This window comes from Candidatus Spongiihabitans sp., from assembly GCF_965247905.1.
Taxonomy (GTDB): Bacteria; Pseudomonadota; Gammaproteobacteria; order Arenicellales; family Poriferihabitantaceae; genus Spongiihabitans.
The window spans coordinates 1,483,972-1,496,510 of the sequence record NZ_OZ252047.1 but is presented as its reverse complement, the minus strand read 5'-3'; the positions used below and the strand labels follow the sequence as shown (position 1 = coordinate 1,496,510).

The 12,539-nt window shown below is 47.3% G+C and carries 12 protein-coding genes and 2 pseudogenes; 4 read left to right on the top strand and 10 right to left on the bottom strand.

Going from position 1 to position 12,539, the window contains the following annotated elements:
- Positions 1-54: 54 nt before the first annotated feature.
- The 3 genes from ACP158_RS07725 to radC form a co-directional block, all read right to left on the bottom strand.
- On the bottom strand, positions 55-2,877 hold the full coding sequence (locus ACP158_RS07725; protein WP_424948353.1) for an N-6 DNA methylase: 2,823 nt from the start codon (positions 2,875-2,877) through the stop codon (positions 55-57).
- Positions 2,878-3,886: 1,009 nt separating this feature from the next.
- Positions 3,887-4,423 (bottom strand): cob(I)yrinic acid a,c-diamide adenosyltransferase, encoded by a 537-nt coding sequence (gene cobO, locus ACP158_RS07720; protein ID WP_424948352.1) that lies wholly within the window; start codon positions 4,421-4,423, stop codon positions 3,887-3,889.
- 45 nt (positions 4,424-4,468) lie between these two features.
- The gene (gene radC / locus ACP158_RS07715) at positions 4,469-5,143 is read right to left on the bottom strand and encodes a RadC family protein (RefSeq protein ID WP_424948351.1); all 675 of its coding nucleotides are present in this window, start codon (positions 5,141-5,143) and stop codon (positions 4,469-4,471) included.
- Between the two features lie 63 nt (positions 5,144-5,206).
- On the opposite strand from radC, the gene coaBC reads away from it, so the two are divergent.
- Together coaBC and dut are read left to right on the top strand one after the other, a co-directional pair.
- Entirely contained in the window at positions 5,207-6,466 is a 1,260-nt protein-coding gene (gene coaBC, locus ACP158_RS07710) for a bifunctional phosphopantothenoylcysteine decarboxylase/phosphopantothenate--cysteine ligase CoaBC (protein ID WP_424948350.1), read from the top strand.
- Positions 6,435-6,893 (top strand): dUTP diphosphatase, encoded by a 459-nt coding sequence (gene dut, locus ACP158_RS07705; RefSeq protein ID WP_424948349.1) that lies wholly within the window; start codon positions 6,435-6,437, stop codon positions 6,891-6,893. Before coaBC ends, dut begins: the two co-directional genes overlap by 32 nt.
- Before the next feature lie 75 nt (positions 6,894-6,968).
- Here the strand turns inward: dut and ACP158_RS07700 are convergent, their stop codons facing one another.
- Together ACP158_RS07700 and ACP158_RS07695 are read right to left on the bottom strand one after the other, a co-directional pair.
- Complete coding sequence (locus ACP158_RS07700; protein WP_424948348.1) at positions 6,969-7,760, bottom strand: hydroxyacylglutathione hydrolase; 792 nt, start codon at positions 7,758-7,760, stop codon at positions 6,969-6,971.
- Positions 7,761-7,847: 87 nt separating this feature from the next.
- Positions 7,848-8,102, bottom strand: coding sequence for a hypothetical protein (locus ACP158_RS07695; RefSeq protein ID WP_424948347.1), 255 nt, complete (start codon positions 8,100-8,102; stop codon positions 7,848-7,850).
- A 62-nt stretch (positions 8,103-8,164) separates the two neighbouring features.
- Here ACP158_RS07695 and ACP158_RS07690 point away from each other — a divergent pair, with 62 nt between their 5' ends.
- Positions 8,165-8,296, top strand: coding sequence for a hypothetical protein (locus tag ACP158_RS07690; protein WP_424948346.1), 132 nt, complete (start codon positions 8,165-8,167; stop codon positions 8,294-8,296).
- Positions 8,297-8,429: 133 nt separating this feature from the next.
- Positions 8,430-8,747, top strand: coding sequence for a hypothetical protein (locus ACP158_RS07685; RefSeq protein WP_424948345.1), 318 nt, complete (start codon positions 8,430-8,432; stop codon positions 8,745-8,747).
- A 78-nt stretch (positions 8,748-8,825) separates the two neighbouring features.
- Here ACP158_RS07685 and ACP158_RS07680 read toward each other — a convergent pair.
- From ACP158_RS07680 to ACP158_RS07660, 5 genes and pseudogenes are all read right to left on the bottom strand, one after another.
- Positions 8,826-9,179 (bottom strand): annotated as a pseudogene (locus tag ACP158_RS07680) (zeta toxin family protein); the annotation flags it as partial.
- Positions 9,176-9,866 (bottom strand): annotated as a pseudogene (locus ACP158_RS07675) (IS1595 family transposase). The pseudogenes ACP158_RS07680 and ACP158_RS07675, both read right to left, overlap by 4 nt.
- Before the next feature lie 128 nt (positions 9,867-9,994).
- The gene (locus ACP158_RS07670) at positions 9,995-10,729 is read right to left on the bottom strand and encodes a type 1 glutamine amidotransferase (protein ID WP_424948344.1); all 735 of its coding nucleotides are present in this window, start codon (positions 10,727-10,729) and stop codon (positions 9,995-9,997) included.
- A gap of 122 nt (positions 10,730-10,851) precedes the next feature.
- Entirely contained in the window at positions 10,852-11,469 is a 618-nt protein-coding gene (locus ACP158_RS07665; RefSeq protein WP_424948343.1) for a transglycosylase SLT domain-containing protein, read from the bottom strand.
- A gap of 186 nt (positions 11,470-11,655) precedes the next feature.
- The gene (locus tag ACP158_RS07660; RefSeq protein WP_424948342.1) at positions 11,656-12,492 is read right to left on the bottom strand and encodes a PGN_0703 family putative restriction endonuclease; all 837 of its coding nucleotides are present in this window, start codon (positions 12,490-12,492) and stop codon (positions 11,656-11,658) included.
- Positions 12,493-12,539: the final 47 nt, after the last annotated feature.

Sequence of the window (12,539 nt, the reverse complement as noted above, 5' to 3'; positions counted from 1 at the left end):
GCTAGGTAGGTTGGACAAGGTAACGAGCAAACTACGGAATTGTAGCGTCCAGCCTTATAAGTACTTATTGAGAATGGCGTTCTTACGGGCGGTGCTGTTATCAATCAGTGCCTGATATTTGACGATGGTCGCATCTAACTTTGCCACTTCTGCCACTAATTTGCGTTGAATATCAAGAGGTGGAACGGGGATTGTTATTATTTTTGTCCAAGATGTTCTTGGTAACTGTTGCCCGCTTACGGTTTTAAGAACAGCAGAGTTAAATTCACTGGATAGAAAATAATGTTTGTAGAATATTGCATTGTCGGGGTTATGGAGCCTGAAAACCAAGATGTCGGTTGAACAGATTCCATTGTGTTGTGCGAGATATACTTTATTCAAGTTAGGACGCAGTTTTCCATATAAAACATCTCCTTTTTGGAACATATTTTTGTTGCTCTTGACAGTGGCAAAATCTGTTTCAATGCTACCGACTAATCGACCGCTTGCTGGTTCAATATTTTCCAGTCCGATAAAATTGATAGAGCCGCTTTGTTTTTTCGGATTGATAACATCCGTTATGTTTTGCACCACCTCGTCAAGCGTTTTTGGTTTGGGAACATTTTGCATAATGGTTTCAATCCGCTGTTTGGTTGCGGCGATAATTTGACGGGCTTGTTCCGCTTCCTTGTCCACCGTCTCGGATTTATCAACGATCTGCTGTTGCACTTTGCTCGGTGGCAAGGGGATTTTAATCTCTTTTAAATTGGTTAAATTTATCCCCCCCTGAGCTGACCCTGTAATATTTTGTTTTAACAAATACTTGCCATATTTGGAAAAGAGGAAATGAAAAATATATTTTTGCTTTTTTAATGGAACGCTTCTCAGAAGGAAAACATGCTCATTTATCATAGATTCTTGATTTGTAAGTTCCTTTCTTAATAATGCAATCTTTCCAGTTAACGCGCCATCTTTACAAAGCAAAATGTCATTTTCCTTCAATAACCCTTTTTGGCTATTTTGATAAAAATCAAATGGAACATATTTAGGCGAGTCTAAATTAATTCTGCCATTTGTAGAATGTATGTGTTCTCCTCCCAAACTCAAGGCACCATTTGACACATTACCAACCCCACCACGAGGTCTGTTGCCACTTTCGATAGTTTCAATAATATCCCCCAACTTAACCAACTCCCACTTGGTTTCAATATCTATATTTCTCTGAGGATGAAGGCTAATCGCTTTATTAAAATCCTTGCGGCTAAAATCCAGCATCTCAACAAGGTGAGCATAACGACAATGCCCTGGCAGTGGGTTGATGGTTTCACCAATAAAGTTGTGTTTAATCGCGGTATTGATTTTCTCGCTGTTATCCAAATTCTTCGGATCAAACAAAGGGGTAATAATGTCATTCACGGTTTCACCGCTGTTATATCGGATGCCCTCGCCGCGTTTGGCTCCGCTCCATTCATACCCTAAAAATTGCTTTTGTTGTTTATTTGCGCTCGGCGCATTGACAATCAGCACTTTGCCCGTTTGCTCGTGCGCCAGGATAAAGTGATAGAGTTTATCTTGTTCAATTTCGTGCAGATAGGCGATAAAACGCCGGTCTAATTCCGCTTGCTGTTCTGCTTTTGTTTTTTTCTTGAATACATTGGATTTTTTCAGGTTTCTTGTTTTCGTGCTTTGCGCAAAGTCTTGTTGGTAATCCTTGAAAATATCGCATTGCAATAAATCGGCGAGCGGCTCTATGTTGGTTTGAGCGAAGAGTTTTTTATATTCGTCATAAGGCACTTCAATATGATGGCAATAGGCTTTGATGAGATGACGGTCTTGATACACCGCGGCTTGATCATCGCCTTCAAAAAAGTCTTTGACTCGATTGTGATAATGCTCGGCGGGTTCCGGTCTTTTTATTTTTCTCCTTAAAAACAGCACCACCGTATTGGTGCCGGTTTTGCCGAATGTTCCGCTGCCGAGTTCGGCGATGCTGACCAAGTCAAAAAATTGCAGTAGCAATTCACGAGTGCGTATATGCACAGTATCGGAGTTCGATAAGATACTGGACGGGACGATTACGCCGACCACACCGCCGGGTGCCATCAGGTGATGGATGCGCTCCAGAAAAAAGCACTGGATGGTATTGGTGTTTCTAGTGTCGCCTGTGGCTTTAATCAAGCGATAGTGTATTTTGTCGCTGTCATTTAAGGTTTGCAAGAAACCTTCCACTGCAAAGGGCGGATTGGCAACCAGCACATCAAAACTGGCAAGAGGTATTTGAGGATGATTTGCTAAGGCATCGGCATCCAGTATTTTAATCTGCTCCTGTCCATACATATAGGCGGCAACCTTGGCGACCTTGGCTAAACGGTCTTCCTTTTCAATGCCGGTAATGTTGCTGTAATAGGCGTTCAAGTTGTGCTTTTGTGCTTTTATCAGCGGTTCAATTTGATGAGCGTATTCAGTCAAAAAGTGCCCGGAACCACAGGCGTAATCAATGGCTGTCAAGGGCTCAAGAGTAGTTTTGATTTTTTCAGCAAGCGGCAAGGAGGCGACAATAAACTTGCATATCGGCAGCGGAGTAAAAAACTGACCATTTGATTGCTTGATGCTGTTATCGAGAAAATACTCAAACATATCACCCAAAAACTGGTTTTGTTGTTCGGTTTTCAGACGCAACCCCTGCCACATCTGCACAATTTCCAACAGCACTTTAGCATTTTTGTTAAACAGATCTTCGTTGTGGGTATCAACAAAGGAAAAGGCGGAGTTGGTAAAAAATTTAAGTTCCCTGAAATATGCCTGAATCTGTTTTTTGGTGGCGTTGCGTTTGTTTTTTACCGCCCAAAAAGCGTTGTCGATTTGCTCGTTGCTGATGTAGCTAATCTGTTTGTTCAAAAACTTGCGCATGCCTTTTTGATACAGGTCTTGCAGTCTATCGACAAAATCAAAATAATTGTCGTACGCGATGCCTTTCCAATAAAATTTCAGGTCGGTTTTATTGTCCCCTTCATCGACAATTTTGCATAAAAACAGATTCACAAGCACTTCAAAGGCATTTTCCCGTCGGGCGATGTTATGTTTTCGGAGAATGGTGCGAAATTGATGGTATTTGCCTTGTTTAGCGGTGGCATCAACGGCTTTGGTATCATCCGCTAAGGTGTATTTGTTTTTGCCGATTTTGTAGGGCTGGATGTTATGCTCAAAAATACCTGTTTCCGTGTATTCCAGTTGGTAGGTATCGCGCCAAACAGCGAAGCGCTCTTTAACATTGGTTGCTTTGGAAAAAGATGCCAATGTTTTATCCTGGTCCAAAATTTTTTCATTGTCTTTGTGTGAGATGATTTTCTGGTTCAGGCTTATTTCCCCATCGGTAAAATCACAGGCATAGAGACACAGGTATTGGGTTTCAGCAATTTGCTGGGCATAGCTAAATAATTGGTCGCCATCTTGCTTGGTTTTTCCCCATGCCTTTTCAAACTCGTTGCCCGCTGTTTTACATTCAATAAGCAACAGGGGCTTGTTTTTCTGATTCTTGACCAGAATATCGGCGCGGCCACCGCTCGCGCTGCGCCCTACTTTCCATTTCGGTTCAAGTTCCAGATGTTTGGGTTTATAGCCTTTCTCCAACAAACGATGGACACATTCAAACACCACAAAATTCTCATTCTGTGAAAAATTACAGATTTGGCGTTGGTTGACTTTGAAGCCCTTGTCTTCCGGATAAATAATTTTCGCTTTTTCAAAATCAACTGTTAAGCCAGCTTCGCCAATGGACTTTGTGAGCATATTTTCTCCCCCACTAAAGCCTAAATGGTTGAGCAAATCCCTAAAGTTTTCTTTTTTAATCATGTCGGTAGTTTTGCGATGAATAATATGCCCGGCCAGTAAAAATATCTAGTGAACATTAGAACTCCACCCCCTGAGCCGCCAATATCCCCTCATCAAAGGCATGTTTAATTTTGGTCATTTCTGTCACCGTATTGGCGGCATCGATGATTGCCTGGGGGGCGTCTCTGCCGGTTAACAGCAGATGCAGCCACTTTGGTTTTTGCGTTTTAATAAATTCGGCTATTTCTTCCCCGCTAATCCAGCCGTAGCCGCTGCAATAATTGATTTCATCCAGCAGTACCAGATCGAATTTTTTCGATAGAATTTTTTGCCGACTGAAATCCCAGATTTCATGGCTGGTTTTAATGTCCTGTGCCGGGTTTTTGGTGTCCCAGGTAAAGCCGTCACCCATGGTGTGCCATTCTATGTTGTCGAATTTTTCGGCCGCGATTTGCTCGCCGGTTTTCCATTTGCCCTTGATAAACTGAATGACACATACCTTTAATCCCCATCCGGCGGCGCGAAATACCACGCCAAATGCGCCGGAAGATTTTCCTTTTCCAGTGCCGGTGTGAACCAGGGTGATGCCTTGTCGTCGCTCTCTTGTTTTCATTGTCTTGTGTTGATTATCTAATTGGTGCGTTGATTTGTGGTCCCATTATATTAAACCGCGGTCGCTGAGCGACACAAATTCGCCGTCGCCGATGACCAAATGATCGAGCACTTTGACATCAATCAATTGTAACGCTTCTTGCAATTTCAGGGTGATGGCGGTGTCGCTTTGGCTGGGTTCGGCGATTCCGGAAGGGTGATTATGGGCGATGATGACTGCGGCAGCGTTATGCAACAGGACGCTTTTCACCACTTCACGGGGGTGCACCGTGGCCCCGTTAAGGGTGCCATAAAACAATTCTTCATATTCGATGACCTGATGGCGATTGTCGAGATAGATTATTGCGAACACCTCCCGCTGCTGATCGCGTAACCGATGAATAAGATATTCCGATACCTGTTTGGGATTGGTTAGCGCGCCTCCGCGTTTGAGCTTTTCATCCAAAAATCGCCTGCCAAGCTCCAGAGCGGCCTGGAGTAATGCATATTTCGCCGGACCAAAGCCCAATGCGCTACAAATGCTTTTTTTATCAGCGGTCAGAATTTTTCGCAGGCCGCCAAATTCATTGATTAAATCGCGGCCAACGTCAACCGCAGTTTTTCCACGCACGCCGGTTCGAATAAATATTGCCAGCAGTTCAGCGTCGGATAGCGATTGCGCGCCCTGTTGCAACAGTTTTTCCCTGGGCCGTTCTGCCATTGGCCATTCCGTTATTGCCATGTCATATCTCCATTACCATGTCTCGGGTACTCGATCTCCATTAATTGGGTTAAACTCTACACCATGATCGATTATAAGACAATCCATAAAAACAAACGAATTTTGGTGGGTATAACTGGCGGAATCGCGGCCTATAAATCGCCCGACTTGGTCCGCCGATTAATGGAGCGAGGTGCGGATGTGCGCGTGATTATGACAGATGCGGCCAAAGAATTTATCGCGCCATTAACGCTGCAAGCGGTCAGCGGCCATCCTGTTTTCCAACATTCTGTTTTCCAACATGCACTCGATGCCGAAGCTGAATCAGGGATGGGTCATATCGAATTGGCACGCTGGGCCGAAATGATCGTAGTGGCGCCGGCTACGGCAAATTTCATGGCCAAAGCGGCACACGGCGAAGCGGACGATTTGTTATCCACTTTGGTGTTAGCCAGCGAGGCTGACTTGGTTATTGCGCCGGCGATGAATCAACAGATGTTCTCGAGTCCGGCGACGCAGGACAACCTCGCGGTTTTGCGCGCGCGCGGGGTGACGATAATTGGTCCGGCGGCAGGCGATCAAGCCTGTGGCGAAACCGGACCCGGAAGAATGACCGAACCCGAGGATATCGCTCAACAACTCTTGGGCGATGGCATTCCACAACTGCTTGCCGGCAAAACAGTGCTGGTTACGGCGGGACCAACCTGGGAAGCTATCGACCCGGTACGGGGAATCACCAACCGCAGCTCGGGAAAGATGGGGTTTGCGGTTGCCGATGCGGCCAAAGATTTTGGCGCAACGGTAGTGATTGTTTGCGGCCCGGTGAGCATTTGTGCGCCAGTTGGAATTGAAAAAATCGATGTGCAATCAGCGACACAAATGCAGAAAGCGGTTATGAGTCAAATTGGCAGTTGCGACATTTTTATCGGTGTTGCGGCAGTGGCCGATTATCGGCCAGTCAAAGTGGCCGATCAAAAGATAAAAAAGGATAATGACGAAATGGTCATTACGCTGGTGAAAACCCCGGATATTTTATCCGCGGTGGCCAGAAGCAAGCCTAAACCGTTCACAGTTGGTTTTGCTGCAGAAACCGAAAATCTGATCGAAAATTCACGGAAAAAACTTAAAGCGAAAAACCTTGACATGATTGTGGCTAACGATGTGTCGGGCGATGACAGCGCGTTTGGGAATGATAGCAATGCGGTGACAATAATTCATAAACAGGGTGAAGTCATCCTTGAACGCACCGACAAATATAGACTGGCAATCCAGATTATTGAACATATTTGCAAGCAATACTTAAACAACCAAAATGAAAGCAAAGATCAATGTAAAAATCCTTGATGCGCGCATAGCGGGTGAATTTGGGCTTCCGCAATACGCCACTCCCGGTTCTGCCGGGCTGGATTTGTGCGCGTGTGTCGCGCAATCTTTGCAATTGCGACCGGGACAAACAGAATTAATCCCCACTGGAATCGCGATCCATATTGCCGATCCTGGACTGGCTGCGGTATTAATTCCTCGCTCAGGCATGGGGCATAAGCATGGCATCGTATTGGGAAATCTGACTGGCTTGATTGATTCCGACTATCAGGGGCAATTATTCGTCTCCTGCTGGAATCGAAGTCGTTCCTCGTTCACGATCAATCCCGGTGATCGAATTGCTCAGATGGTGCTGGTGCCGGTGGTGCAGGCGGAGTTTAACGTTGTGGAATCGTTCGAACAGTCCGCTCGTGCCGATGGCGGATTTGGCTCTACTGGCGGGAATTAACCCGCCGAATTCTCTCGAAACAGGGTGCGGGCACAAAGCATCGTGCCCTTATGAATATCGCGGGATTCTTTTTGGCTACCAGCTATTTCTCAATTCTCTTAGCTTCACAAAAACAGTTTGCGGGTCGGGGTGCTCGCCGAGGTCTGGAAATTTCAATCGAAGTTGCTCAATCACCTCAGGATTTTGCAGCCGAAAAAAAGTATTCAACGATTTTTCCTGCGCCATTGTCGTTATCATGGCATTGGCCGGGTCCTGATTCATTGATCGTCCAAGCAATGTCTTCGCCGCCGCGTTTCCCGGCTCTCGGTCCAGGGTGAACTCAAGATTATTGTGCAGATAATCATGCCCCGGATAAATCAACGTATCATCGGTCAATGACATTAATTGGTTGACAAAGGTTTGGTATAACTCTTGCGGATGGCCGCCATTATGACAATTACCCGCACCCGCATTAAACAATGTGTCGCCACAAAATAGCGCGGGGCGGTCGGTTCTCGATAGCAGACAAACATGGCTCATGGTGTGCCCAGGGGTGTCGAGGGCTTCGAGTTCCACGGTATTTCCGACCTTGACAACATCGCCCGCGCGCAAGCCGTCGGTCATTTCGGGTATTGATGAACCGGCACCATGGTGAGCCAGGACTTTGGCGCCGGTGGCAGCAACAACTTTTTTGTTGCCACCAATATGATCGCCGTGTTCGTGGGTATTCACGATCTGGGTGATGTTCCAGCCTTTCGTGTTGGCATAATCCAAACACTTTTTATGATCCAGCGGATCAATCGCTAGGGCTTCGCCGGTTTCAGGACAGGCAATCAAGTAGTTGAAATTACGATAAGCGTTACCGGTCCAGATTTGTTTAACAATCATAGTCGTCCCCCGATTCTAGTTTGATGGCAGTATTGCAATTATACAAGACCAAGACTGGCAACAAGAAAAAAATTAAGGGTCATGACCCTACTTATAATTCGTCATTCTCGCCGGTAGGCGGGAATCCAGACGCGGCGTAGCCGCGCAAATGGTGGCGGCTTCGCCGCCATTAAGGATAGCGGCTAACGCCGCTGGTTTAATAACTGGATTGCCCGGCCAATAATAATATGGGCCGGGCAATGACGGGTTGGGGAGCAACGGTAAATCGGGCGGGAATGATTTTTTTGAGACGCCAAAAGTAACCGAGAAAAAGTCCAGCTTAGCCGGACTTCTTATTCTCAATGTGCCATTGGCGTCTCAACGCGCTTTTGTCCTCTCGGTTCACCATTACCTATCATTTGTCATTGCCCGGCTTGTTCCGGGCAATCCAGTGGAATATGCCGTCCGGCGTAGCCGGACTCCTTTGCTTTGATGCCGCGCCGTTCGATGCGAGAATGACGGCAAGGCGATGGTGCTTGTTGCTTACTAATGTATGAGCGTGTCCCGGCGGCTAACGCCGCCACTCTGGATTCCCGCCTTCGGCGAGAATGACGGGCTGGGGGACAATGGTGAATCGGAAGGCGATGTGTCCTTTTGAGAGGACAATGGTAAATAAGTGTCACGCAAAGCGTGACACTAAGAACGTGCTCTATTACCTATAATCCGTCATTGCCCGGCCCATATTATTATTATTGGCCGGGCAATCCAGTTATTAAACCGTTCGGCGTAGCCGAACTCCTTTGCGGCGAGGCCGCCGGTTTGTGTCTGGCAAAGCCGGATGCCAAAAGGAGTCACGCTACGCGTGACAGATATTTAACTGGATTCCCGCCTTCGGCGAGAATGACAAATAAGGGTCGTCATTGCCCGGCCCATATTATTATTGGCCGGGCAATCCAGTGGAATATGCCGTCCGGCGTAGCCGGACTCCTTACCGTTCTGGCTCTCTGATTTTTCTATTTCAGCCAGTATCTGATCTTCGGTATATTTTTCTGGAATATGATCATCGATTGATGCGCAAAACTTTTCCGCGAAGTCTTGTGGCAATATGCGTCGTCCTTCCAATTTTTCGCGTTTTTGCACAAAATTCCATGCAATAAATGGTGATTGATACACAAACAAAACAAATACATCTCGGTTTCGTTTCAATGACCTTTGAATATTTTGTCTCGCCATGGGTTCGCCGGCGAAAGTGCCATCGAGTAAAAAACTGATTTTACTTTTTAAGGCAGCGTCATGTATTTCATGCACTAATCTGGTCGCGGCTTTCTGAAAAAGATGTGAATTTTTTCCATCGTAACCACATTCCCTGAAATGTTCGCGTAACTCGTCAGCGTCAATGCGCAATATATCACCATGATTTTTTAATAGTTTTAGGGTCATGACAACTTAAGCGGTTTTTTTCTAAAGTCATCAAGCAAGACTTTATACAAATCCTGCCCTCTATTATTGAATCTGAATTCACATTCTTTAAGGTGTAAATTGAACATGCTTTTGTTCATCCCCTTAAACTTGACCAGACGTATTTCAGCATAGCCCCAAAAAGATTCGATGCCATTGATATGACTATTGCCTCGCACAAATTCATTCCGACCATGATGCACTCTGAAATGTTTCTTATAGCCAAAATCAACCAGACCATTATAGCCGCGCCAACCATCAGAATGAATGACGCCGCCTATCTCTGTTTTACCTAAGATAATGCGTTGTAGCGTATATGCAGAGCAATCCGGCACTATTTCTGTATAGACCTTCCCCGCTCTTTTGAGCAAGCCAAATACAATGATTTTGCCCCCAGCGCCTCGACCACGCTTCCCTTTAATGCGTCTAGCCCCAAAATAACTTTCATCAACTTCGATCCGCCCGGCTAATGGCTGAGAGGCTTGTCGGCAATGACTGACCATTCGTAACCGAATGGCGGTCAAGTATTTGTTGATGGTTTGCCGACTTAAACCGGTTAATTCCGCTATTTGCGTCGCCGTTGAATCCACGGAAAAAATATTTGATTAAATCCCTGAATTTCCTCTCTGACACATGGGAACGAATGACATACTTGTTTTTTACTTTCATAACAACACGTTACCATGATATTGACCATGCTTAAGTTGTCATGACCCGGCGGTAATTATAGAACTAGATGATGTCTGGACTCCTGAGCAGGGGTGCCGAGTATCGAGGCAGCGGTTAGTTTGCTATCCTTACTGATGTAAAAAATTATTGATCCAGTTGAATACGGTTTTCGAATCGGTTTCGTTTTCTGCCAGTGAATGCAAGGTTGCTTGATAAACTTCGGCGCCAATCATTTCTTTTCGAAATTCGGCTCTAAACCGGCAAAAAGTTTTATTGAATTCCGGGTGACCTTGAATCCCGAGCATTTTGTCGTCGGCGACCATCATGCTGTTTGGGCAAAAATCGTTTGCGGCGATGGTCTTGAATTGCGGCGGAACATCGACCACTTGATCCTGATGAATAACAATAAGATTGTAGCGACCGCCATTTAGATTTTCGGCATCGGTCATCCACGGTTTCCTGTCTATAATTTTGGCGCTTTGAATGCCAAAGCCCCAGCCCGCTTTCGCCTTCTCGGTTTTCCCGCCCAGCGCATGGGCGATCATCTGATGCCCAAAACAAATACCCACCACTTTGGCATCCTGCGCCCAACATGCCCGGATAAATTCCTGAAGCGCGCCAATCCAGGGCAGGTCTTCGTACACGCCATAACGCGAACCGGTGATGATGTAGCCGTCATATTCCGCAGGTTGCGGCAACGCGTCCCCCTCAAAACAACGAATCGGCACGAGGCAAATATTTTTTTCGGATGGGTCAATGCCGTCCTGATACATCTGCGCGTAAGTGCCGTATTGCGCTTGCGCCGACGGGTCAACCTCGTCGCATAAAATCAGACCGACGCGAAGCGGATGAGGGTTAGGCATGGCTCATATTATAGGGCGGAAATGTTTCGCTGAAGGGCGTCATCGCCCTCCCGCAACCGCGTCTGATTGCGGACGATGGTTATGGTCACGGTCATGTTATGGTCATGTCATCAACTCGAGATTCAGCCGCAACGCGCAAGTTGCGCGCGGTATTGCGCGGCCCGATGCGCCACTCGTTTTGCGGTCGATATCAGCCATTTTTTTCGTTTGTAGGTGCCGCGCGCGTATCCTTGCCAGCCCTCGTGATACGCAAGGTAGTTACGATAACCATCGTGCGCGGGGATGTTTAACCGCTTGCGCGTTTGCGCGACATACCAGCCGATAAAATCCATCGCATCGGAGAATCGGTCGCGTTGCGCTAGAAAGCTGCCGGCGCTCTTTTTGTATAGTCGCCAAGTGCCGTCCAATGCCTGCGCGTAACCGAACGCCGACGACGGACGCTTCAACGGAATGCCGAGAAAGCGTTTGCGCTTCGGCCTGGCGTTGGCGTCAAACCCGGATTCCTGGCGCATGATGGCGAGCAACACGGCCGCATCGGCGCGCCACTTTTTCGCGGCACGGCGCGTGTGCTTGTGCCAACTTGGTTTTTGCGCGAATATTTTACATGCGTTGTCGGGACGCCGCGGCGGCGTCGAGACGCAACCGGCGATAATCAGGGTGACCGCGAGCACCGCCGCGACCATCAGCCTGCAATGCAGAGCGCGCGCAAATATTGATAAAATGGATTTTTCGATGGTCATGCAATGGTCATTTAAAAAGTCGTTGCCAATGATGCCAGATAATTACGGCGACACAATACCTGATTCTAATCGATTTTTTGTATTCAATGCCGTGATGAATATGAAAGCGGTGAAGTTGACGCTGTCGCCGGTACAAGAGGCATTTGACCAGTGCCGACCACCGCCGATGTCATTGTTCCCGCCGCGTCAAGCCGAAACTTCGTAGCGGGCGCGCAGATGCGCGAGGTGCTCGCTTAGCCATGGCGCGGCGTTGTCTTGCCAAGCGCGCCACAACTCGCTATAACTCATCGCCGTGAACGATGGCGTAGCGCCGTCAACTCTGCGTGACAAACACGCGATCTCTTCGCGGTGGTTGATGAAGTTCTGATGCGCGGCATCGGCTGGCTGCCAAAAAACATAAAGCAAAACGCAATCATCGCCGAAAGTATTTTTGAGTCCAAACGCGTGTTTGACAAGTTGCGCCGCGTCCAAATATTTATACGGACGATCGTTTTTTATGCGGCGCATTTCCGCAACCCACTTCGCGTCCCACGATGCTTGCTGGTTCGTCATATAGGAATCTGCAAACTCCTGCCCATGCTTATTCTGACTACGCGCATCAAGATGCTCGGTAAATTTTGATTCAATGCCGATGACGATATTTTTGTTTTCAATCACAAGGTCAAGGTTCGGCGGCGTCCCGCGAAGACCGCTTGGACATCGCGTCTCGAACTGCATAGCATGAAATCCATTCTCGCCCAACAATGACAAGTCGGCGAGGTGCCGCTTGAACGACGCGAAGCAGTTGACCGCCAACGCCGATGACGAATGCGCCGCGCAAAATTTTATCCGCCCCTGCGCGACCTCACAAAGCTCGTTGCCGTTGCCTTGCCGCAGGTCATCTTCAAAATCCGTTAGGCGCACGCCGTCAATCAGATTTTCTTCGACAGTCGCGGTATATCCCTTGCCATCAAGACGAACCTCCGGGCGCGCTTTCCCAAACGCGCGATGAAGCAAAAGTTTCGCGTCCTGTTTTTTCATCATCAAACCGTCGCCGTTTCGCGCACGACATTCATGCTATGTTAATGTAT

Excerpts from the sequence above, each read along its gene's own strand:
- radC (WP_424948351.1), bottom strand. The coding sequence starts at position 5,143 with ATGGCAATAACGGAATGGCCAATGGCAGAACGGCCCAGGGAAAAACTG.
- ACP158_RS07665 (WP_424948343.1), bottom strand. The coding sequence starts at position 11,469 with ATGACCATCGAAAAATCCATTTTATCAATATTTGCGCGCGCTCTGCAT.
- ACP158_RS07700 (WP_424948348.1), bottom strand. The coding sequence starts at position 7,760 with ATGATTGTTAAACAAATCTGGACCGGTAACGCTTATCGTAATTTCAAC.
- cobO (WP_424948352.1), bottom strand. The coding sequence starts at position 4,423 with ATGAAAACAAGAGAGCGACGACAAGGCATCACCCTGGTTCACACCGGC.
- coaBC (WP_424948350.1), top strand. The coding sequence starts at position 5,207 with ATGATCGATTATAAGACAATCCATAAAAACAAACGAATTTTGGTGGGT.
- ACP158_RS07670 (WP_424948344.1), bottom strand. The coding sequence starts at position 10,729 with ATGCCTAACCCTCATCCGCTTCGCGTCGGTCTGATTTTATGCGACGAG.
- dut (WP_424948349.1), top strand. The coding sequence starts at position 6,435 with ATGAAAGCAAAGATCAATGTAAAAATCCTTGATGCGCGCATAGCGGGT.
- ACP158_RS07660 (WP_424948342.1), bottom strand. The coding sequence starts at position 12,492 with ATGATGAAAAAACAGGACGCGAAACTTTTGCTTCATCGCGCGTTTGGG.